This is a genomic window from Nostoc sp. LPT, from assembly GCF_017115165.1.
GTDB lineage: Bacteria > Cyanobacteriota > Cyanobacteriia > Cyanobacteriales > Nostocaceae > Nostoc.
In genome coordinates, this window is sequence record NZ_JABXKF010000139.1 from 40424 (window position 1) to 63967 (window position 23544).

General features: G+C 41.1%; 18 protein-coding genes and 2 pseudogenes. 7 read left to right on the forward strand and 13 right to left on the reverse strand.

Features of this window, described 5'->3' with window-relative positions; genetic code table 11:
- Nucleotides 1-75 precede the first annotated feature (75 nt).
- The 4 genes from HWQ58_RS25955 to HWQ58_RS25970 form a co-directional block, all read right to left on the reverse strand.
- Nucleotides 76-885 (reverse strand): SDR family oxidoreductase, encoded by an 810-nt coding sequence (locus HWQ58_RS25955; RefSeq protein ID WP_292869201.1) that lies wholly within the window; start codon nt 883-885, stop codon nt 76-78.
- A gap of 98 nt (nt 886-983) precedes the next feature.
- Complete coding sequence (locus HWQ58_RS25960) at nt 984-2456, reverse strand: alpha/beta hydrolase (protein ID WP_292869204.1); 1473 nt, start codon at nt 2454-2456, stop codon at nt 984-986.
- Between the two features lie 685 nt (nt 2457-3141).
- Nucleotides 3142-4074: a hypothetical protein gene (locus HWQ58_RS25965; protein WP_292869207.1), complete on the reverse strand. Its 933-nt coding sequence runs from the start codon at nt 4072-4074 to the stop codon at nt 3142-3144.
- A complete protein-coding gene (locus HWQ58_RS25970) occupies nt 4050-5075 on the reverse strand; it encodes a hypothetical protein (protein WP_292869210.1) in 1026 nt (341 codons plus the stop codon). Before HWQ58_RS25970 ends, HWQ58_RS25965 begins: the two co-directional genes overlap by 25 nt.
- 757 nt (nt 5076-5832) lie before the next feature.
- On the opposite strand from HWQ58_RS25970, the gene HWQ58_RS25975 reads away from it, so the two are divergent.
- From HWQ58_RS25975 to HWQ58_RS26000, 6 genes are all read left to right on the forward strand, one after another.
- Entirely contained in the window at nt 5833-7227 is a 1395-nt protein-coding gene (locus HWQ58_RS25975; RefSeq protein ID WP_292869213.1) for an NADH:flavin oxidoreductase, read from the forward strand.
- A gap of 66 nt (nt 7228-7293) precedes the next feature.
- Nucleotides 7294-8760: a c-type cytochrome gene (locus tag HWQ58_RS25980; protein ID WP_292869216.1), complete on the forward strand. Its 1467-nt coding sequence runs from the start codon at nt 7294-7296 to the stop codon at nt 8758-8760.
- Nucleotides 8761-8772: 12 nt separating this feature from the next.
- The gene (locus HWQ58_RS25985; RefSeq protein ID WP_292869219.1) at nt 8773-9183 is read left to right on the forward strand and encodes a hypothetical protein; all 411 of its coding nucleotides are present in this window, start codon (nt 8773-8775) and stop codon (nt 9181-9183) included.
- Between the two features lie 89 nt (nt 9184-9272).
- Entirely contained in the window at nt 9273-10706 is a 1434-nt protein-coding gene (locus HWQ58_RS25990; protein ID WP_292869222.1) for a c-type cytochrome, read from the forward strand.
- Nucleotides 10707-10798: 92 nt separating this feature from the next.
- Nucleotides 10799-12439, forward strand: coding sequence for a lipoxygenase family protein (locus HWQ58_RS25995; protein ID WP_292869225.1), 1641 nt, complete (start codon nt 10799-10801; stop codon nt 12437-12439).
- A gap of 29 nt (nt 12440-12468) precedes the next feature.
- Nucleotides 12469-13842, forward strand: a complete 1374-nt coding sequence (locus HWQ58_RS26000) for an antibiotic biosynthesis monooxygenase (RefSeq protein ID WP_292869228.1) — start codon at nt 12469-12471, stop codon at nt 13840-13842.
- Nucleotides 13843-14295: 453 nt separating this feature from the next.
- Here the strand turns inward: HWQ58_RS26000 and HWQ58_RS26005 are convergent, their stop codons facing one another.
- From HWQ58_RS26005 to HWQ58_RS26035, 7 genes and pseudogenes are all read right to left on the reverse strand, one after another.
- Nucleotides 14296-14598 (reverse strand): hypothetical protein, encoded by a 303-nt coding sequence (locus HWQ58_RS26005; protein ID WP_292869231.1) that lies wholly within the window; start codon nt 14596-14598, stop codon nt 14296-14298.
- Between the two features lie 603 nt (nt 14599-15201).
- On the reverse strand, nt 15202-16605 hold the full coding sequence (locus HWQ58_RS26010; protein ID WP_292869234.1) for a glycoside hydrolase 100 family protein: 1404 nt from the start codon (nt 16603-16605) through the stop codon (nt 15202-15204).
- A 62-nt stretch (nt 16606-16667) separates the two neighbouring features.
- Nucleotides 16668-17478 (reverse strand): annotated as a pseudogene (locus tag HWQ58_RS26015) (glucose 1-dehydrogenase).
- A 348-nt stretch (nt 17479-17826) separates the two neighbouring features.
- Nucleotides 17827-18489, reverse strand: a complete 663-nt coding sequence (locus HWQ58_RS26020; RefSeq protein WP_292869237.1) for a methyltransferase domain-containing protein — start codon at nt 18487-18489, stop codon at nt 17827-17829.
- 100 nt (nt 18490-18589) lie between these two features.
- A pseudogene (locus HWQ58_RS26025) lies at nt 18590-19949 on the reverse strand (amino acid permease).
- 113 nt (nt 19950-20062) lie between these two features.
- Entirely contained in the window at nt 20063-20248 is a 186-nt protein-coding gene (locus tag HWQ58_RS26030; RefSeq protein ID WP_292869240.1) for a hypothetical protein, read from the reverse strand.
- Nucleotides 20249-20614: 366 nt separating this feature from the next.
- The gene (locus tag HWQ58_RS26035; RefSeq protein ID WP_292869243.1) at nt 20615-21043 is read right to left on the reverse strand and encodes a hypothetical protein; all 429 of its coding nucleotides are present in this window, start codon (nt 21041-21043) and stop codon (nt 20615-20617) included.
- A gap of 715 nt (nt 21044-21758) precedes the next feature.
- On the opposite strand from HWQ58_RS26035, the gene HWQ58_RS26040 reads away from it, so the two are divergent.
- Entirely contained in the window at nt 21759-22475 is a 717-nt protein-coding gene (locus tag HWQ58_RS26040; protein ID WP_292869246.1) for a pirin family protein, read from the forward strand.
- A gap of 128 nt (nt 22476-22603) precedes the next feature.
- Here the strand turns inward: HWQ58_RS26040 and HWQ58_RS26045 are convergent, their stop codons facing one another.
- Together HWQ58_RS26045 and HWQ58_RS26050 are read right to left on the reverse strand one after the other, a co-directional pair.
- Nucleotides 22604-22996 (reverse strand): hypothetical protein, encoded by a 393-nt coding sequence (locus HWQ58_RS26045; protein WP_292869249.1) that lies wholly within the window; start codon nt 22994-22996, stop codon nt 22604-22606.
- A gap of 188 nt (nt 22997-23184) precedes the next feature.
- A partial coding sequence (locus HWQ58_RS26050; RefSeq protein ID WP_292869252.1) for a tetratricopeptide repeat protein occupies nt 23185-23544 on the reverse strand: 360 nt, incomplete at its 5' end.

Sequence of the window (23544 nt, forward strand, 5' to 3'; positions counted from 1 at the left end):
TTCAAAATTCAAAATTCAAAATTAAAGAATTCTGCCTCCTGCCCCCTGCCTTAATTATTTACACCGACCTACTTATTACTTGCTTTCCTGCATATTTCTAACTAGTTTAGTCACTAGCTTTCTGGGAGTAAATCTTACAGATTCAGCGAGTAGCTTATTTTTAATTCCAGGAACAACAACAGTTTTGTTTTCAAATAAACCACGATAACCGATTTGGGCTACTGTTTCCGCAGTCATAATTTTTTGACCACTTACCAACTTTGAGTCTTCCATTGCGGCTCTTTGTTGAAAACCAGATTCTGTAGGCCCTGGACAAAGTGCCGTTACCGAGACACCTGTACCTTCTAATTCATTAGCGATCGCTTCTGAGAACGATAAAACATAGGCTTTACTGGCATAGTATACTGCCATCAGCGGCCCTGGTTGAAAAGCAGCAGTAGAGGCCAGGTTTAATATTTTTCCAGACCCCCGCTTAACCATACCTTTAAGAAATAACTTGGTTAAATGTGTTAGACATAAGATATTGACTTGTAGCAATTGCATTTCAGCATTCAGGTCAATTTCATTAAATAATCCGTAGGTAGCAAACCCAGCATTGTTCACCAACACATCAACATTGATCGATGCTTGTTCTAGCTCCGTGAAAATTTCTTCTGGGGCTGATGGGTTAGATAAATCCTTGGAAATAACTTTGACATCAATACCAAATTTCTTTTTAAATTCATCGGCGATTTTATTCAGCTTTTCCACGCTTCTAGCTACCAACACAAGATTGTAACCATCCTGAGCAAATAATTTCACGAATTCATAACCGATGCCGCCAGATGCACCAGTAATAAGAGCCGTTTGTTTGCGATTACTTTGCATAATTTTTCCTTTTGTCATTTGTCATTTGTTATTTGTCATTAATTCTTCTCCCCCTGCTCCCCCTACTCCCCCTACTCCCCCTGCTCCCTCATCTCCCCCTACTCCCCCTGCCTCCTTCATTGCCATTGGGAAATTTCCAAGCGAACTGCCGCATTTGTTCCTAAGACTTTTTGCCCACGTTCAGGTAGGGAAACATACGCAACATATACACCCGAAGTGGATTCAGAAGTTGGATTTAACTTTGTTACTGGCTCTTTTTTATCAGAATTCCAACTGTATTTAGCCTCATAAGTACTATTTGATTCGGCAACATCAGTAATTAGATAGTCAGACCACACGGGCACTTGGTCGAGATGATGGTCACGTAACCAATTCGTCTCTTGTTTTGTGAACGAATGCAGTGCTAAACGCAGGGCATATCTACAGGTATTATCATCACTGACTGAGTTTCTTGGGATTAAGAAAGCTGTAAATAGCGGAACAGGTTTATCTGTTCTTGTTAACTCTTGTGTAATTGGGCAATAATGAGCGATCGCTTGCTCATATATAGGAATAGGAAGACCACGCAAAGCCACCCTAGTTTCCAGTTGATAAAAATTCTTGTCCAGGTCTTTTAACTCAACATTGCTAAGAGAGAGTTTCACCTGGATATCACCAAACAAAAATCGTTGCAGGTTTTGATAACCTTCTTCGGAGTTCAAGATGCCATAACGCCCACCATGAGAGCGATGAACATAAGCACGATGAGATCCTATGATATAAGCTTTATCAATCTGAACTAGACCATCACTTTTCACCCCAACGACATTGCGTGAGAGACCAAAAGCTTCTTCATAATCATGTGCATTAGTGCCAATCAAAGAAAAAACGCGGTTTGGTGAAAATGCATTCTCTATGTTTTGTAGTTTTTCTAGCTGAAAGTTATCGGGTAACTCATCCTTGGGCTTGATATCAGGTGTTAAATACTGGTACATTCGCTGAGGGCCAAAGTCATCAGAATTATTCAATTTAAACCTGTCTCTAAGGCTTTCAAGCAAACCACTCCCAACCTCAAAATAAATACCGCCATGAGGTGTAGCGTAGGTAAAGAATTTGTCAATGTGATCGGCAGCTTGCTCGCCTTGTTCTGGATAAATCTTTTGAATCAAGCTGCGACAAACAAGACCTCCCATCGAGTGGGCGACAAGATAAATTTTATCAGCACCCGTCGTTTCTTTGACTTTCTGGATCCGGTCTCTTAAACCCTTCGCTATCTCCTCCATCTCCTGTCGGACTACACTTGAGGAGCCAAAACTAGGTGTAGATATATCATAAAATCGATAGATCCAAATAGTTTTATGAAGTTGATCGGACAATCTTTTAATCTGATTGCTCACATTCTGATTGTCAACAATCGGTTGATAACCATGATCAGTCATTAGCCGTAGCAATGGACTCTCGAAAAAAAACTTCTGAGGATTTTCCTTCTCATCTACTCGAATATGGGTTGACCCACTATTGAATCCATAAAAGGGATCGTCAACTGTTTGCTCAACGTCTTTTTGTGTACCTGCATATCCACGAACGAAGATGATTGGTAAATACTGCATATATATCCTTGCTATTTATTTAATAAATATTTTTTCTCGTTCCCAGATTTAACCTGGGAACGAGTGCAGAATATCTAGACAAGTTGTCTTAGTACAACATTTTATCAAAATAGAATTCAGGAGTCAGGAGCCAGAACTCAGAATGAATTTTGTGCGAAAGAGCGGATAGCGCAGCGTTAGCGAGTCCGCGAGCGTCTGAATCAAGGGCGTTTTTGCACCCCCACTAAATCGAACGCAAGAGCGTCTCTGAAAGAGAACATTTAGTGGTCAACTTTCGTAGTGGCGGGTCCCAATCCCCCACTGATAGCGCAGCGTTAGCGAATCCGCGATAGCAAAGCGGTAGCGAGTATTCGAGCGTCGCGTCTTGATTCTGACCGGAATTTCGGAGTCTCCGGCTCCGCTCCTGAATTCTGACCAAGCCCCGTTGGGGCGGGGTTGCAGGTTTGGGGTGTGGGGTTGCTCCCTTCTAGAGAGCCCCAACAACCATCAATTTCACTTGCCCCGTCAATTCACCGGCGTAGCAAAAGGTCATTATCACTTGCCTCGACCAATGCCGTCCTCCCTATACCCTACACCCTACCCCCTATACCCTATTAGTGACCTCTGAATTCTTTTTCAATAATTCGTAGCGAATTCTCTGCGCCCTGGAGCGTTCAAAACACTACGATTTTATACAGAACTGTACTTAGAACGTTTTCACAAACTCAATTAGCGCTTTCTTATCTTCATCTGGCAGATTTGAGCCAAAATAATGACCCTCATCTTCCACAAAGTCAGGAGATTTGTTGGCTCTTAAAAGCACACGTGCCAACTTACCCTTAATTCCACCGCCCGGTTTCAAGTCTTGGAAAAGGCTGCTGAGATTGAGAGATGTAATCGCCTCTCTAATATTGATGCTTGCTAGCAAATTCACAGGCGTACCTTTAGGAACAGGAAGTTTAAATCTCGGATTCGGATCTCCTGGGGGAAGCTCTAATTTTGTATCTCGATCTGTCCTGCTGATAATTCCCTCACGCTTTTCAGGCCACAGCAGCTTTTCCATAGCATCAGTATAGGCTTCTACACGTCCTTTTACTGAAGGATCTTCGTTGTAAAGTCCTAGCGTGTTGTTGTGAAGAAGTGGTGCTGTTGCCCAAATGCTCACTAGTGAAGGTGTACGGTAATATCCCAAACCACCGTCAGGTATCTTAAATTCGATGGGTTTTTTCCGATCGAAGGGATTGTACAGCGTCAAAGTACCTGGTGAAGGCAGTTCTTTGTAAGTCTTCGATGAGAACTGATCCCAAATATGACCCTTAGCGGCATTTGTTCCTAGCGATCGCGCCGCATTGGTTCCAATTAAAGTAACTGGATAACGCTGGTCATCAGACAAGAAGTTGTGGTCGAGAAAATTACTACTGAGTACAGACTCTTCATACCATTTCTGAGCCTGTTCGGGGTCAGCAGCGATCGCAGCCGATGGCTTTTTGCTGGAATGGCAACCAGCACAAGTGCTGGCAAAAACCAGCTTGCCACGTTTGAGAACTTCTTCATCTTGAGTCAAGAACTTTTCACCATCTGGTGCATCTTTCAGGTGCATCGGCTGGATGGTTTTTAAGAATGCTTCGGCATCAGCCATGCGTGTTTCTGTCTGTCTCCAGCCTTCGCACTCCTTCCGCGCCTTTTCGATGCGATGTCAAAAGGTTTTTGGGGAGTTCTGCCTAATAAAGGCTCATGGAGACTTGTCCAGTAATCGCCGCACATCCCAATGTTGACGTAGACACGTAATGAGGCAATTGGCACTCCTGTAGAGTCTGCACCATCCTTGAGAATATGATTAACATCCTTGGTTGAACCATCATTCATCACCTCTGGATATGTGGGGCGATCGCCTAAATTAAAAATGGAATTGATCGCATTCGGATTATTGATGTGATCGGTGGCAATCCGAGAAGTATCAGAAGTTCCCGGTTTCTGAGAGTCAAGTACTTGCTTAATAAAACTATTGTCTGCAACGCTGGATGCAAATAATTTGTTTTCCTTGATGTACTGATTACCCAATGCTGCTACAAGATTTTCCCATTTCGGGTGTTCCTTGTCTTTAGGTGGGTTGAGAGGATCTAACGCTACATGACAGATGGCACAAGACTGCCCGATTACGTAGGGAGGCTCAATTTGTGAGGTTTTGGCATATTCAACAGGGTTCCATTTTGCCGAGTCGAAGTTGGGGTTTTGGAACTTACGCAACCCAATAACACCAGTTGAAAGTGGATCTTTACACTTATCTAGCCACAAACCATATTCATCTGGCGCTGTTGCTTTTTCACATCCAGGATCGTTAATTGCGCCATAACGTTGCAATCGTTCGTCATGCACGCGCGAGTCAATCAGCTTTAGCAGGTCAACACCGCCATGTGTTCGCTTCGCTAGATCGCGATAGTACTTAGCATTACCGCCAGTCCATAAGTACCAAGTGCAACGACCCCGTTTCTCGGCATCTGTCAAATTCTCCTTTGTGTACTCTGGGAGATAACCGATACCCTCGCAGTTATCAGGGTATTCAGATACACCCGTATCCGAATACTCAGTACTTATGGACGTAGGTATTTCACTATACTCATCAGCTAGAGCTGTAGGCATTCCATAAAAGCCGCAGACTATAAACATAGTCACGAATAGGAGGAGCAGACAGCCCTTAAAAATTAGACTTGTCTTTTTCATAAAACTCTCTGGTTGTAACACCTAAACCTTTTCCACTGCACCTCACTTTTGCAGAGGTACACTAATGCTTCATCACTAATTTCCCATTTTCCAGATTTAGTCTTAGGAGATTTTGATGATTTAGAATGTACCTGACTGAGGTTCGTTATATATGAAGTTACTACACAAACTTGCAAAACGTCATCAATAAACTTTTATACATTTCTAAATCAAAAATTTAAAAAATTGTAAATTTACAATGGTGTTCAATAACCAATTTGCTATGGTTATATCGATTTCCTACATACTTGGTTAGGTTTGTAACAAATTGTTAGCAGCTACTTTTAGCTACTTTTAAGGTTGCCTTAACCTTTTAAGAGACATACAAAGAAGGAAATTTTCACTTTTTTTAAGAATTGTTCTGTAAATCCCATAGCTTTACAAACTGCAAAAGTCTTTATATAACTGTAAAAACCAATAAGGATAAATATCCATGCTGAAACTTGGTAGGTAAATTTAAGTAACAAAAACTTAATACTTAGCGCTCCCATCCGAAAACCTCCACTGTAGATTTGTAGACATAAAAAACTGCTCTCCCAGAGACACTAGAAATAATAGTCTTTGGCGAGACTGTTAGTGCTACGAAAAATTTTGCCACCTAATTTTATTGCCGAAACAAGAGAAGACAGAGGAACACATGGAAAACGATATTATCTTTGAGCCATTGAGATTTCGTAATCTCACAGTAAAAAATCGAATATTCCGCTCAAGCATTTCTGGAAGATGGGATAACTATGATGGTTCAGGTACTCAAGCCCGAATCAACTGGGAAGAAAAGTTTGCTCGTGGTGGTGTAGGGGCTATTATTACTTCTTTTGTCCCAGTCGCCATTCGGGGGCGAATTATGCCCAATTACGCCACAATTAACTGTGATGAGCGCATTCCTTTTTGGCGAAAAGTAGGAGAAAAAGTCCACGAATATGACTGCAAACTTATCTTGCAATTAAGTCATTCGGGGCGACAGCAAGATATTGGTGGTGTAGAAAACTTAGGAAAAAAAGCGTTAAGTTCCACCAGCCAAACTGAGCCATTCCACGGCTTTTTGTGTCAAGCGATGACACTAACAGAGATTAAAGAAACAATCCAATACTTTGCCGATGGTGCTAGACGTGCTCGTGAAGCAGGTTTGGACGGAGTGGAATTGCACAGTGCTAATGGATATCTTTTTAATCAATTTCTCAGTTCTGGAATTAACGACCGTCAAGATGAATATGGCGGTTCATTAGAGAATCGAGCGCGGTTTTTGCTAGATGTAATTAGAGCAATCCGCAAAGAAGTAGGGAACGACTTTCACCTGCAATTCAAAATTAGTGCCGTTGACTATAACAACGCCGTCACCTTTTGGGAAAAACCAGGTAATACCATAGAAGATTCCATCCAAGTTTGTAAATGGGCAGAAGAAGCTGGGGCTGATGCTGTACATGTGTCAACTGGTAGCTTATTTCCTCACCCACTCAATCCTATTGGTGATTTTAATTTCGATATCATTACTAAAACTTATGATTCCATGTTGTCAAGTGGCATAGAGACTACACGCAACTATATTTTATTCCGCAAAACATTTTTGCATCCAATTTTCAATCTTTTATGGAACCGTGTGAAAAAGCAATTGCCTCCTCAAGCATTTAGTGGTGATGATGTAAAAGACTCCAAAATCAAGCAGCTACTGATAGAGAACCAAGGTAGAAATTTACTAGATTCCAGAGAAATTAAAAAGCACGTTAATATTCCCGTATTATGTACAGGTGGTTTACAGCAAGCTTCTTATATTCGTCAGGCAATTAACGAGCATTATTGTGATGGCGTTACAATGGCTCGTACCCTAATTGCTAATAATGACCTAGTTAAATCTTTTCAAGCAGGTAAAGACCTGGCAGATAAACCCTGTACCTATTGTAATAAATGTCTGCTGAATGTAATTGAAAATCCTTTGGGTTGTTACGAGCAAGATCGCTTCAATAGTTATGAAGAGATGATGGAAGAAGTAATGTCAGTCTTTCATCAAACTCAGCTTGTCAATTCATCTAGATAAAAAAGCGATGCGTATCACATCGACAATTTCGCTTATAAATAATCTCGACAATATGGGGAGTGTTTCATGACTGAACAAACAAACCCTACCCTACTTCCAACCTCAATCAAGGGAGTCTTCCAGCGGATTTGGGTTGTGATTGTAGGTATTGTAGCAGTAGCAGTATTTTTCCTTTGGCCTATTTTGTCTAACTCCCCAGTGGATTATGCTGATATTGAAAACCACTTTAAATATGGTTCAATCGGCAGTGAACCAGTCAATGGTATCCCTTACTGGATTTGGAAAGTTTTACCAGAATTATTCCCAGATAAATTACCTGGAAAAGGTTATACTTCTCTAGGATTTATCAAAGAACCTGACAAAGATTTGCCTATAGGTTTTTCGCAACGGCGAGTTTTTATCGATAGAGTTGGGTTGAATTGTGCTGTATGTCATACAGGAACGCTGCGAAATACCCCGAATAGCGAACATCAAGTCATCACGACAATGCCTGCTAATGTGGTTAATTTGCAGGGATATATCAAATTCCTATCAGCAGTTGGTGTAGATGAGCGCTTTACTGCTAACCGGATGTTGCCAGAAATTGAAAAAATCAGTGGTGGTCTTAATCCCATTGAAAAATTACTTTATCGCTTCATTGCAATTCCTCAAACTAGAGATGCACTAATTAATCAGGCATCTCGACTTGATTTCGTTGAAAAACAACCAGATTGGGGCCCAGGAAGAGTAGATACTTTTAATCCTTATAAAGCAATTCAATTCCATTTTCCAATGGATAAATTGCGTGAGGATGAACTGATTGGTACTTCTGATTTCCCCTCAGTTTGGAATCAAAAACCCCGTGAGGGATTGCAGTTACATTGGGATGGTAATAACACTTCCGTTGATGAACGAAATAAGAGTGCAGCTTTAGGCGCTGGAGTCACACCCACAACGATTGATTTGCCTCGAATTCAGAGAGTTGCCGATTGGCTTTGGGAACTACCACCACCAAAATATCCCTACGAAGTTAACGAAACTATCGCAGCGAAAGGAGAACAGCTTTTTGAAAGTAATTGTGCTAGTTGTCATGCTTTTGGTGGTGCTTATACAGGCAAAGTTGTACCAATTCAAGAAATTGGTACAGACCCCCATCGTCTCGACTCATACACCTACAAAACAATGTCTAATCAAAATACTCTGTATACAGGGTATCCGTGGCGCTTTAAGAATTTCCGCAAAACGAATGGCTATGCAAATATGCCTCTTGATGGTGTTTGGTTACGCGGTCCTTATCTACACAATGGTTCAGTCCCTACCTTACGAGATTTGTTAGAAACACCAGAAAATAGACCAAAAGAATTCTATCGTGGCTACGATGTGATTGACAGAGCAAAAGTTGGTTTTGTATCTGATATTGGTGTAGAAAACGATAAACAATACTTTAAGTTCGATACCACAAAACCTGGAAATAGTAATAGTGGTCATTTATATGGTACCGATCTTCCTACAGAAGATAAAGATGCACTAGTTGAGTACATGAAAAAGCTTTAAAAGGAGAGAAAAATGAATAATTATGCTAAATGGTTTAGTCGCGTTACTTGGCTTGGCATTATTGTTAATATGCTTTTTGTCATTCCCTCTTGTTTCTTTCCAGAACTAATGCTGACGTTCCTTCAAATGCATATACCAGTACCAATTATCTGGGTTCGCGCTGCGGGAATGCTGTTGTTTATTATTAGTGCATTTTATGTTCCTGGAGCACTTGATCCGTACCGATATCAAGCAACCGCCTGGATATCAATATTTCCTTCAAGAGCTTTTGGTTCGACATTTTTCATTTGTGCAGTACTTTTCTTTGGGCAGGATAAAGGATTTTTATCCATTGCCTTTGTAGACCTGTTTTTTGGATTAGCGGAAGTAATTCTTCTGACACTAGCAATGCGTAGCAAAATGCAATTGCTGCAACTCCAGTGAAGCAATTCTCCTAATTTTATCCCTAGTCTAGTGTGGGTATATTGCCTGCACTACAAACAGATTCTTCTGCAAAGGAGCAAAAGAGTGCCATGACAATACTCAAAAATAAAATACGTAGAGTAATCGCAAGCATTATTTTAATTGCGAGCCTTTTAGCTGGTGTAGTTGGGTATGTGGGATGGTACAACCTTTTTCGAGAGGTTCCCACATATTATGAATCGCCTGAAGAACACTTTAAATATGGTTCTATTGGCACAGAAGAAGCGCAAGGTGTTCCCTATTGGATTTGGCTGGTACTACCACGAATATTCCCTGATAAATTACCAGGGCCAGGTGGTTATACTTCCTTGGGAATTACATGGGAAGAGGGTAAAGAAATGCCAGTTGGGTTTACGAAAAAAACCATTGGCTTCCCTCGCGTCGGTATAACTTGCGCTGTTTGCCATACTGCCACCTATAGAAAAACAGAGAAAGATAAACCTACAATTGTGGCCGCCGCTCCTGCCAATAAATTTGATTCACAAGGCTATTTACGATTTTTAAGTGCAACTGCTGGCGATCCTAGATTTACAGCAGATTATATCCTTGATGAAATCAAATATAACTATCAGCTTTCGTGGTTAGAAAATTTACTTTATCGCTATTTGCTAATTCCTCAAACTAAGAAAGCCCTGCTGCAACAAAAAGAAGACTATAGTTGGACAGATTCTCGTCCTAACTGGGGCCCTGGTCGAATTGACCCTTTTAATCCGGTTAAATTCAATACTTTGAAGTTGCCCAAAGATAACACTATAGGCAACTCTGATATGATGCCTCTTTGGAATCAAAAGATGCACAAAGGGTTTGCACTCCATTGGGATGGGTTAGAAACTTCACTAACAGAAACTGTTCAAACTGGAGCAATTGGTGATGGTGCTACCAAAAAATCACTTCCTGTAGCCGATTTACAACGGGTAGAAGATTTTATTCAAGAACTACCACCTCCTAAATATCCATTTGCTATTGATGAGCAAGTGGCTGTAAAAGGAAGTCAAATTTTTGCTAATACTTGTGCATCTTGTCACGCTTTTGGTGGGGAAAGAACAGGTACTGTTATCCCTGTGGAAGAAGTGGGAACTGACCGCCATCGGTTAGATATGTGGACGCAAGAAGGAGCAGATACTTACAATCATTTTGGTGATGGCTACCCTTGGGACTTCAAAAACTTACGCAAAACCAATGGGTATGTATCTGTTTCTCTAGATGGATTATGGTTAAGAGCGCCTTATTTACATAATGGTTCAGTCCCATCTCTACAAGATTTGTTCGAGAAACCAGAGAATCGTCCTCAAGTTTTCTATCGAGGATATGATGTCTACGACCCGAAAAAAGTTGGTTTTATTACTGAGGGAGATGAAGCCAAAGCTATAGGTTTTAAATACGATACGACGGTAACTGCTAATTCAAATCAGGGACATATTTATGGCACTGATTTATCTGATGAGAATAAAAAAGCTTTGATTGAGTATCTGAAAACTCTGTAATTCATGTGGTTGCTACATCCTGAGGTAATTTAGCACCTTTCTGAGGTTAATTATTTACTAGTAAACGCTCAAAAACCGAATTGGAGATAATCGTGAAACCATACTTACCACAAAAAGATCCTGATGTTAATGTCCGAATCAATTGGCTAGATAAAAATCGAGAAGAGTACAAATTTAATTACAATTATCTAGCTCCTCTACCAGTTATTGATAAAGTTCCTCATAAGGAAATCTTCTCGGCGGAATATACTGCTAAACGTTTGGCAAGTATGGCAACTCTTGCACCAAATATGCTAGCTGCTAAAGCCAGAAACTTCTTAGACCCATTAGATGAATTGGAAGAATATGAAGAACTTTTATCACTACTACCAAAACCCGATGTTATAAAAAATTACAAAACAGACTCTTGTTTTGCGGAACAAAGACTCTCTGGAGCGAACCCACTAGCTATCCGAAGAATTGATGTATTACCTGATAATTTTGCTGTCACGGATTCCCATTTTCAGAAGGTTGCAGGGACAGAATTTACTTTGGAAAAGGCACTCAAGGAAGGCAAGCTGTATTTCTTAGATTACCCTTTGTTATCTGATATTCAAGGTGGTGTCTACGATAATGTTAAAAAGTACCTTCCCAAGCCACAAGCTCTATTTTATTGGCAAAGTAATGATAGTTCTAATGGTGGTTCTCTAGTGCCTGTTGCCATTCAAATTAATCATGACTCTGGTGCAAAAAGCGTAATTTATACACCAGATGACCCCCATTTAGATTGGTTTTTGGCAAAAACCTGCGTTCAAATTGCTGATGGCAACCATCAAGAATTGGGTAGTCATTTTGCCTATACCCATGCAGTTATGGCTCCGTTTGCAATTGTAACTGCGCGGCAACTAGCAGAAAATCATCCCATCGCCTTACTCTTAAAACCCCACTTCCGTTTTATGTTATTTGATAACGATTTGGGGCGCACTCAGTTTTTACAGCCGGGAGGCCCGGTTGATGAGTTTATGGCAGGTTCATTGGCGGAGTCTCTTGGGTTTGTGGCGAAGGTTTATCAAGAATGGAGTGTTGAAAAGTTTACTTTCCCTCGGTTAATAAAAAGTCGTCGAACGGATGACCCAGAAATTTTACCGCACTTTCCTTTCCGGGACGATGGCATATTAATCTGGAATGCCGTCGAAAAGTTTGTGGCTGAATACTTGCAACTCTATTACAAAACCTCACAGGAGCTAATTGATGACTATGAGTTGCAAAATTGGGCTAGAGAATTAGTGGCCCAAGATGGTGGTAAAGTCAAGGGAATGCCAGACAAGATTGAGACTTTAGAACAACTGATTGAAATCATCAGTGTGGTAGTATTCACTTGCGCTCCTCTACACTCTGCTTTGAATTTTTCTCAGTACGAATATATGGCTTTTGTACCCAATATGCCCTATGCAGCCTACCACCCAATTCCAGAAACTAAGGGTGTGGATTTGGAAACTATCATGAAGATACTTCCTCCCTTTAAACAAGCTGCCGATCAGGTGATGTGGACTGAGATTTTAACATCGTACCACTATGACAAATTGGGTTTTTATGATGAGGAGTTTGCCGATCCATTGGCGCAGGAAATCGTGGTGCAATTCCAACAGAATTTGCATGAAATAGAACGGCAAATAGATATTAGAAATCAAACTCGTCCCATACCTTACAACTACTTTAAGCCTTCGCAAATTATTAACAGCATTAATACTTGAATTAGTCTTAGTAAAAAAGAGGAATCACAATGTCAAATCAGCAAGTAACAGTCACCGCTCGATTAAAAGTAAAGCCGGGTTTGGAGGAGGGATTCAAACAGGAATTCCAACCTGTAATAGCTCTCACCCTTACAGAAGAAGGTTGTATTAATTACGATTTGCACCAATCTGTTGAAGATCCATCTTTGTTTCTGTTGCATGAAAACTGGGTCAGCCAAGAAATTTTGGCTCAACACTTAGAGCAACCGTATATTAAAGCTTTGAGCGAAAAGTCAGGACAATTTTTAGTTGAACCACCTGAAGTCAGGTTATGGCAGCAGATTGCAAACAACTCCTCGCTGGTGATAATAATGACATCAAGGGTGTTATTGTATGGTGCAACTGGCTATGCTGGAAAACTCATTGCTGCATCTGCTAAAAATAACGGACTGGAATTAATTTTAGCTGGACGCAATCAAAGTTTACTAGCAGCAGTAGCCAATGAATTAAGTTTGGACTTTCGGGTTTTTGGCTTAGACGATCCGCAGGCGATCGCTCGTTCTCTTGAGGATATAATTGCTGTCATCAACTGCTCTGGACCTTTCTCCAAAACCTCAAAGCCACTTGTCGATGCCTGCCTCCAAACTAAAACTCACTATTTAGACATAGCTGGCGAAGTACCTGAATTTCAGGCGCTACTAGCACGAGATACTGAAGCTAAAAGTGCAGGGATAATGCTTCTCCCTGGTGTAGGATTTGGGGTTGTCCCTACTGATTGTGTAGCTGCTTACCTCAAACAGAAGTTAGCGATTGCAACACGACTTATTTTAATCTATGAAACAGTGGGAGGTGTATCTCAAGGAACTGCAAATACAGTACTGCCAACTTTACATCATATCGGGGTAGTCCGAGAAGCAGGTAAGCTGATCTCATCTCGTCCAGCATCGAAAAGGCGTAAAATTGATTTTGGTTATGGGCCGGTGACAGCAGTAACAAACCCTTGGCGTGCTGATATTATCACTGCGTTCCAAACTACGGGTATCCCAAACATCGAGGTTTATACTGTATTTCCTAATCCTGTGCGCTTCCTGATGGAGTCAAGCCAGTATTTGGGATGGTTATTTAACTCGTCTTTATTCCAAAGTGCTTTAGCAAGTCTAATTAAAACTCTTCCGACTGGGCCAACGGCAGCAGAACGAGCCAAGGGGCAAGTTAGAGTAATTGGTATTGCTGAGGATGAAACTGGTCAACAAGTAAGTGCAAAGCTCTTAGGGCCAGAAGCATACGATTTTACGGCATTAGCGGCTATAGCAGTTATCAAACGGGTAATTAAAGGCGAAGTTAAAATCGGATTTCAGACTCCAGCATCCGTATATGGGGCAGATTTTGTTCTTGAAATTCCGGGAGTTATCGGTTTCAATTAAGAGGTTGTTTGAAAAGTCGAGAATGTTGTAAAAAAGCTCTCTCAGTATAGGCTGTGAATAGATAGTAAACAGCACCGAGAGAATGGTAGGAGTAAAGCTTACCTAGCAACCTAATCCTGGCACAATATAAATTGATTAGTGACCTAATTCGGAAGTGAAACCGAGTGGTGGCTTTTCTTGAAGTTGAGATGTGGGAGGTTCTCAACGCGAGTTTCATCAACAATACATTAGAGTCTTCTGATTCCTTGTGTCAAGCATGGTTGAGATGCTCTTACTTTGTCATTTAGGATTGCTATAACAAGTTTTTATAATCTAGCCGATCTCGATCTTGATTTTTTTTCGGATTGCATTTTTATCTCCTGATAAACACACTTTCGGCAATTAACTCTCGTCAGTTATATAACAAAACTGGCGAGAGTTTAGTAAATATTGTCTGTGTTATCTGAGTATCAGCTATTTCATCAATAATGGTGATTCCGGGCTAGGATTTTCTTGGATGCTACTCACACAAAAACTAATGTGCGAACGAATAGCTCGCTCATAAACTCCAGTTTGCTGAGTGCGTACCCCTATAGCCTGATATATTAAGTTAACTTCTGGAAACTCAGACCAATACATCAAAAAGATGTCTTTAGCTGGAGTAATAATTTCATAATTATTCTCTTGTCTTTTCTTTCTGAGTTTACAATTATTTAGTTGTAATTTTTGTCTGAATAGTTTTTCAAAGTCTGGAATTAAATCTGAAGTAGTTTTCATGGTTAATACACGTTAAAACGTGCTAATTATGCAAAGACTATCTGGTGATATTATTAAGTATGACACTTCAGATACCTCTTACAATATAGTGTATCAGTTATCGGGTATTTGAGAAGGTTATTCAGAGGCAGGGTCACTCGTTGGCGTACTCTCTGATGGAGAAGCAGGCTGTGCGATCGCTGGAACCTTTTATCAGGATTTTTATGGAACAAATATACTATTTCCTAAATTATACTTACCAAAAGTTTGCCCGCTTGTAATGTTATGTCAGTATAGCTAGTACAGCCGAAAGTTTGTCTACCTTTAACCAGTTGCTCAGAACAACTTGTCTGCCTATTGTCTGCTGAATTGAGATGGTAGCTGGATTTACGCGCCCGCTGTACTAGTTAGCAGAAACACCCTGTATAATTACACCACTAAATTATCTTTGAGGTAAAACCTTGCGAGGTATTCACTACCCAATACTCTTTGGTCAAGGCAAGAGACGCGATGAATCGCCGTCTCTACAATAATCAGTCTTTCGTCTTGACGGGGATTTATCGGGCCTTTAGCGAGCTAGAATTTTCATCAAAAAACCTTAACCGAACTGTATTGATTCGCTACCTACAGGCTACAGCCTGGGCCTTCAAGACCCTCTGCAAAACTGATTAATTCCAAGTACTCTGGATTTTCCACAAGCTTTTTAGCAGCTAGCAATCCGGCAATGCTCCAAGTTTGATAAATTCGGGCTTCTTTGCCAATTAAACGACCATTGTTGCCATCGTAGTATTCCGGGAATTTATCTCTAAATAAACGCCTTTCAGCAATAGCGATCGCTGCTTGAGCAAGTTCAGTTCGACCTGCTTTCAGTGCCGCAGCGGTAAATAACCACAGTAAAACAGGCCAGTTCCCGCCGTTGTGATAAGACCAAGCCCTGTTTTTAGAGTCACATCCTGTGACAATTTTCCACTCTAAACCTTCCAAAGCGGGAAAGCAAATTTTAACAGGCATATAGCCGATTAAGTCTTGCCAACGTTGGGCGAATAAATTCATAATGCTTTGAGATTCTTTAACGCTTGCTAAGGAAGTTAAGATTGCCATCAGATTTCCCAGAGCAAAAAAGCGAAAATCTATCCGCCCCGGCCCCAGATTTCCCGCTAAATATCCTCCAGTTTCGGGCAACCACTCGGTCAACCAACTAGGAATTGATTCTGAGTTGATGTTGAATTTATTAACAATTTCTTTACCAAATTCGTTATCTTTGTAACGATAGATTTCCCCCAATCGCTTTAGGTCTAGCCAATAATAGTTGCGGATATGATATTTCAAAGATCCCAATCGCCTATTGACTTTGCTAAGGTAGCTATCGCCATCCCCATCTGGTAAAAGCAATTCACTAGCAGCCCTCAAAGACGCGTAGAATAATACCTGAATTTCTAAAGGATGTTCGTAAACTCCCATGCGACGGTCAATCATAAACGCGCCATCGGGAACTAACATTGTTGGATACATGGAAAACCGATGTACTAAGCAAAGATCCAAAATTAGTTTGATTCCAGCTTGAAAATCTGGCTGACGCGCTAGTGACAAATCGCCTGTAGCTTTTTCATAAGCTAGTAGCAGGAGAATCCACCACATACAAGAATCAATTGGGGGAACACGAGCGATCGCTTGCTCTCCAAAATCAGCGACCAAAAATTCCTCATTCCCATTAGAATGAACTTTGAAACTGGCAGGCATTAATCCCGCTCCGGGTTCAAAGCAGTCTATCTGCTTTTCATGACTTTGTAATTTCAGTGTTTCTACTAAGAAGTTACGCACAATCTCTGCTTTGCCGTGCATGAGAAATACTAAGGCAGAAGGGACAAAATCGCGGAGGAAGCATTGGTCATAATTGAGTACATCTGACTCCCGATCGTGGGCGGCTACAGTACCAATGGGTTTTCCTTGATAATAAATTACGGACTCTTCCAATAATTTCCAGGCTTCTGCTTCCATCTGACTGTTCTTATCGATCGCACTAGTCATGGGCGTTTAATTCCACTAATGGTATGTATCGGCTTAATTGTGGAAAGTACGCCAGCCTAACCTCAAGCTGACCAAGGTTCCCGGAAGTCAGCATATAGAGTCAATCCACCATCTACAAATAGCGTTTGTCCGGTGATGTAGGCGGCTTTATCCGAAGCTAAAAAAGCGACTGCGGCTGCCATCTCCTCACAGGTGCCAGCACGCCCCATTGGGATGTGACTTTCCACGATTGCCTTTTTTTCAGGATCATCTATCCAGGCTTGATTCATTGGCGTGATCGTTGCTCCGGGGCCAATAGCGTTGACACGAATACCTTGGCTTACATATTCCAAAGCTAAAGTTTTGGTTAGGTTTTCCATCCCGCCTTTGCTAATGGAATAACTGATATACATCAGGTCGCCCAATAATTTCGTGAACGCTGGAAATATTAATAATCACCCCCGGACAATTAACAGACAGGAGGTGTTTAATAGTTTCACGGGCGCAGAGATAAGCACCCCGGAGATTGACTGCAATTACCCGGTCAAAGTCTGCTGTGGTAACTTCGTGGGATGGACTTTCTGTTTGAATGCCAGCATTATTAACTAGAATATCTAAACTGCCAAATTCCTTGACTACGGTGTTGACCATCTCAACAATGTCTGATTCTTGGGAGACATCTCCCTGAAGCAGCAGCGACTTCACACCACAATTTTCGATATTTCCGCAGGATTTTTGCAATGCCATCTCTTCCGTGTCTGCTGCGGCATCAGGGTATGAGCGGTAATTGATGGCGATGTTGCACCCTTCTTGAGCGAGTCTGATAGCGATCGCCTGACCGATACCTGAAGTTGCACCTGTAATTAAAGCATTCTTTCCTTTTAAGCCTATCATATTTCTTCCCAAAGCTGCCCTGATTTGAATTTGCACCAGTCAAACAATTTGGGATTTTAAATTACTTTTTTATACATTTAAGGCTGGTACTGTCAACCCCTATTGGAGGGAATTTAAAGTTAAAAAATAGGTATTTGATAATTTTGAATTTCTGAAAACAATTCTCAAAAATCAGGCTACAGATTCAAGAGATGGAAACTTATACCAATTCAATTAATGATTGCAACACATCCTTGGGTAAAGACGCGATGAATCACCTCTCTACAAATGGTCTATTTGTCGCATTCTTTTCTCAAATTGGTATTAACTTGAATCTGACGCCTTTTAATTACGAATTGCTATTAATCCCTATCGCAAATTCGCTGGCACTTGTTCGGGAACTACCCAATAGTAAATAGTTTTGCCCTCGACATTGAGAGTCTGTTGTGGTTTCCAATCACCCATATCGAAGGCATGGGAGACAATGCGAGTCCCAGGTTTAAGTTCTTTTAATAGCTTGGGACGGAGTTTGGCGTTGATCTCTGGCAGTAAATAAAGTGTAACTACTGTTGCTTCACTAAAATCAGTGTTGAACAAATCTTGTTGGACAAATTTGACGCGATCGGTTACTCCTGCCTTTTGGGCATTATCATTAGCTTCTTTGATGCGATCGGGGTCAATATCTATACCAACGCCGCGCGTACCAAACTTTTGTGCCGCAGTATTGACAATTCTTCCATCACCACTACCAAGGTCGTACAATACATCATTTTTACCCACTTTTGCCACTTGCAGCATTGCATCTACCACTGGCTGTGGTGTCGGTACATAAGGAACATCTCCAGGACGTTCTTGGACTTGAGTTGTGGGAGTTGTCGCCGATGGTGTTTCGGTTTCGGTCTGACCTGTTAAAGTAGAAGGTTGTTGTGTGCCGGCTTCCAAATCTTGTTGTTGCGGCGTACACCCAGCAATTCCTAAACTGGTAATACTAACGCCTGTAACTAATAAAAACAGAATTTTTTTGAAGTTCATGAATTTTCTCCTTGATTCAGTAGTTAGTAAAACAACTCATAGTCACAAAATTTTGAATTGCTTATTGTGTGAAGTTTAGGTTGCACAATTCAAAATTGTATTAAGTCCTACGTTGACGGTAGTTATTCCAGAACAACAGGGGAATACCTGCTACGACAACTAAAACACCTGCGATTGCTCCCACACCTGTATAAACCAAGCTGGAGTACAGCAAGTAAGCGCAGACGGCACAAAACAGTAATGGAGTGAAAGGATAAAATGGCACACGGAAAGGACGAACTATGTGGGGTTCGCGGATGCGCAATACCAGCAGTGATATGCCGGAAAGCAGGAAGAAAAACCAAAATATCGGAGCAGTGTAATCCACCATTGTTTCAAAGCCTTTGCGGGTGAGCGTGCCTAAAAAAACCAGTGCTAAGGCGATCGCTGCTTGCAAGAATAAGGCATAGGTAGGACTGCTAGGACGTTGTTGCCAGCGTCCCATAAAACCAAATAGCGAAAAATCCTGTCCCAGTGCGTAGTTGGTGCGCGCTCCAGTAAAGATTGTGGCGTTGGTTGCTCCCAAAGTAGTGATCGCAATTAGCACACTGATAAACAAAGCTCCCGGTTCACCCCAAAGAGAGCGCATTAAATCTGCGGCTACTGCTTCTGACTGTGCCATGTTTGCTAATCCCAGTCCCCGCAGGTAAGCCAGATTGATTAGCAGATAAATAGCTGTAATGATACCAACACTCCACATTAGCGATCGCACAATATTACGTCGTCCATCTTGAATTTCTGCGGAGATGTAAGCCGCCTCATTCCAGCCACCGTAAGATAGCAACACAAACACCATTGCCAGTCCCCAGGTTCCGGGTGATGCAGATTCTACAGGAGTGGCAGAATTAGGAATGGCGGTAAGCCCAATAATGACTACCAGCAACAAACCCAGAACTTTCGCAGCACTCAGTAAGTTTTGTGTCCACTTACTCTGTTGCAAACCGATGATGTTCAAAACAGTTAAAAGTGCGATCGCTATGGCTGCATATTATAGAAGACGAAAACGTGCCTAGCCGCCATATCTGAGAAACATAATCACCAAAAACAAATGCCAAAAGAGCAATGGAACCAGTTTGAATCACTGTCATCCGCGCCCAGGCAAATAAAAAGGCGACTCCCCGCCCGAATGCACGTTTCAAATAATAGTAGGCACCACCAACATCGGGATAGACAGTGGCCAACTCTGCATAGCACAGTGCTCCTACCAGAGATACCACACCACCCAATAGCCAAAAAAGCAGTACAGCAATATTGCTACCTGCTTGACTGGCCACTAGAGCCGGAGTTTCAAAAATTCCCGCTCCGATGACAATACCGACAATTAGAGCCACTGCGTCTGATAATGTCAGGGATGGTTTGGGTGTTGCTACTTCAGTTGATGTTGTCTGATCGAGCAAATTGTAGTTTTTACGTCTACTCACATTACTTCCTTATTAGTGTTGAGTTGGGACTTTTGGCTTTGTTTTACAGTCTTTGTTCAACAGAGGAATCATCTATGTACTCCAGATTTAGGAACTCACGATTCAATAAGACCTTAAATCACTGTTTTACCTGTACTTCTATGGTTAACAATAAATGTGATGAGAAAGTGACACTCACCAGTGATACAGCAGATTTCTTGTTGCTGAGGTACACAAGCTAAGTCTGTTACCAGGTAGAAAGCGTCTTTTACTCCTGAATTCTGCTGTATGTCTTCAAACCGTAATATCCATCTGGTCACATTAAGATTAGCCTCCCTGCGTAGCTTGCTGCCGTAGGCATCGCTCTAAATTCTCTTGCTAGACAACATCATTCTGCAAATAGGGTAAAAAATCTGAATTGGTAAAACGTCTTCCACTAGTGAGATTTATTGTCATCTAAAGAATGATTGACTCATAAGGGGTAATCGTGCATTATTTGATTAAAAAACTGGTATAGCTATGCGTAATTTTTATACCGCAAAGTTTCATTGATTTAAAATGGATGCTTTATTTACACCCTGCTGTACTTACAGACAGCGATCGCTCCATAGTTTCGATTAAGTAGGGATGCACATCTGTGCGTTGTTAATTAATAAATAATATATCGGCTTTTTATCCCTAATTCTTTAGTATCTGCTACTGGGAAAAAGTAAAATATCTATTACTTCACCTACTACCAAACCCAATACAGCTAGGACAGTTATAACCCAAAATGAATCTAATTTATTGCAGCCAGAAAAGCGCATTTCCAAATCAGCTAAAAGCGTAGTGGCTAAGGGGATAATAAATAGCCTTAATAATATCGACCAAGTTGCTATTAAAGCAATTGATATACTTAAAAACAAGATGACAACTAAAGTTTTCGAGCCAAACTCAACTAAACGCTCTAACCAAGAAAAACTCTTTCGTACTACAGCTATAACCATAGCAATAACAAAAGCTCCTACTAACCAAATAATATGATTAGCAGCAAGATACCATCCCAGGAGAATGTAAGCCAATAAGAGTAATACTAAAGGCTTCAAAGGAATCCTGTTAAAAAATTCCATATTCATACTGTCAAGGCTTGTAAAAATACCAGGTTAATCTTTTAATTTTATTCACAAATTGTTACTAGTAAAGCTTTTAAATATACCAGCTTTGCTCAGGATATTTCTCTATCTATAGAGCAAATTGAATGTCAAGGTATACAGCCAGCAGGACTATCAACGCACTCTGGTGATTCTCTTAGAGGATGTTTAAAAAGTGTTACATAACATTTTCGAGACTATTCAAAATGATACCGAGTTTTTTTTAACTCAGATACCAGTTATTGGTCTTGCTTGTAGCTTTAAGAACGCAGTACTTTGAGTTTTGCTCCTAATCGATACCGAACCAATGCATAAACCGTTCCATACTCGATATCAAGTCCATATTCTTTTTTCAACCACTCAACTATCGCACCCTAGCTACTAAACCCTTTTCCTGTTTCCAGTTCAAATTTGAGAGATAGACAGTAAAAAACCCCTTGAGTGCTTATTTCAAGCGGTAATTGATGATTGAATGATAAGGTTTATTTATCTCTATCTTGAAGTAGCTTTCTCATCTCTTTCATTAATGCTAAAAGTCTGGAATTAATAAGTTTTATAGTAATTGCTATATAAGCATTATAGGGTAAACCGTACTTCTCATTTTATATGTATATACTTTATTATTTAAATAGTTATAAATTAGGTCTAATCAATCAGAATTCTAAATTATTCTAAAAACAATTAACAACGAGGTAAATTTATGTCTCAAAATACAATTACCCACTTAATTCACGATCGCAATGCCCGTGGTCACGCTAAAATGGGCTGGCTCGATAGTTATCACACATTTTCCTTCGGTAGTTTTTACGATCCCAACCGCATGGGATTTCGCTCTCTGCGGGTAATTAACGACGATCGCATCGCCCCTGGTGCTGGATTTCCTACCCACAGTCATCGTGACATGGAAATCCTCACATATGTCTTAGAAGGTGCTGTAGAGCATAAAGACAGCTTGGGTACTGGCTCGGTGATTCGCCCTGGTGATGCCCAGATTATGAGTGCTGGAACTGGAATCAGCCACAGTGAATTTAATCCCTCACCAACAGAACCACTACATTTGCTACAAATCTGGATTCTTCCCGATCGAGAAGGGTTAGCACCAAGATATGAACAGAAAGCTTTTCCTCTAGAAGAAAAGCGCGGCAAACTTCGCTTAATCGCTGCTAAAGATGGGCGTGATGGTGCTGTGACAATTCACCAAGATGTTGATTTATACACATCTGTTTTAGAAGATGGTGATGTTGTTAATTATCAAGTCAAACCCGATCGCTATGCCTGGTTACAAGTAGCGCAAGGCATAGTTAACTTGAATGGCGAGGAACTCAGAGCCGGTGATGGTGTACAAATCAACGGTGAAGAACAGCTAGAAATTAGTACTAATATCGGCGGCGAAATCTTGCTTTTCGATTTAGGCTAACATCTCTTTTCTCTGGTAAAAGGCTCATTTAGATGAGCCTTTTACTCAGAATATTACGTTTACGAATTAAGTATGTTTGCGGCTTCCGTGAAGGCAAAGAAAATCACTGGAAATGCTAGCAGAATGTCTCAGAGCGCTTGGTGCAGATCCAGATTCTTTGGTTTAGGATGTGCTTTGGGGTAAATTATGGCGATCGCAACCCACGACAACCAAGCCACAAGTCTAAAAAACTGGTGAACGAGTATCAAAGACTCTCGCACGAGTATTAAAGACTCGCTCACGAATATCAGAGACTCTCGCACGAGTATTAAAGACTCTCGCACGAGTATTAAAGTCTCTCGCATGAATATCAAAGACTCGCTCACGAGTATCAAAGACTCGCCGACGAGTAAAAAAGACTCGCCGACGAGTAAAAAAGACTCGACGACGAGTATCAAAGACTCGCTCACGAGTATCAAAGACTCGCCGACGAGTAAAAAAGACTCGCCGACGAGTAAAAAAGACTCGACGACGAGTATCAAAGACTCGCTCACGAGTATCAAAGACTCGCCGACGAGTATCAAAGGCTCGTGGATGAGTCAGCTTAACTCAAAATAGACGGATCGCTTACAGAAATTCTTCAAAATAGACGACAGATGCCAACCTAAAAAGCCAAATTAAATTCTAAATTTCTTAATTACGTAGCTTGCTTCCCGTAGGGTACTACGAATTACGAATTACGAATTAAATCTTCCACTCTCGCTACCATTTGCCTAACTACCTCAGCATCAGGAGATTGGATACGCTGCAATATTTCCAACGCTGCCTGCAAATAATCCAGTGCTTGATTGTAATTTCCTTGTTGTTCTGCCATACCCCCTAACCACCCCAAAGTCATTGCCTGACCTTGGACAGCGCCGATTTGTTCATTGATAGCAAGGGATTGTTGATAAAGGGCGATCGCTTCTTCGATTTCTCCGCTATTGGCTTTGAGTCTTCCCAGACAGTGCAACGTCGCCGCCTTGCCTTGGACATCGCCGATTTGTTCATCGATGGCAAGGGATTGTTGATAAAGGGCGATCGCTTCTTC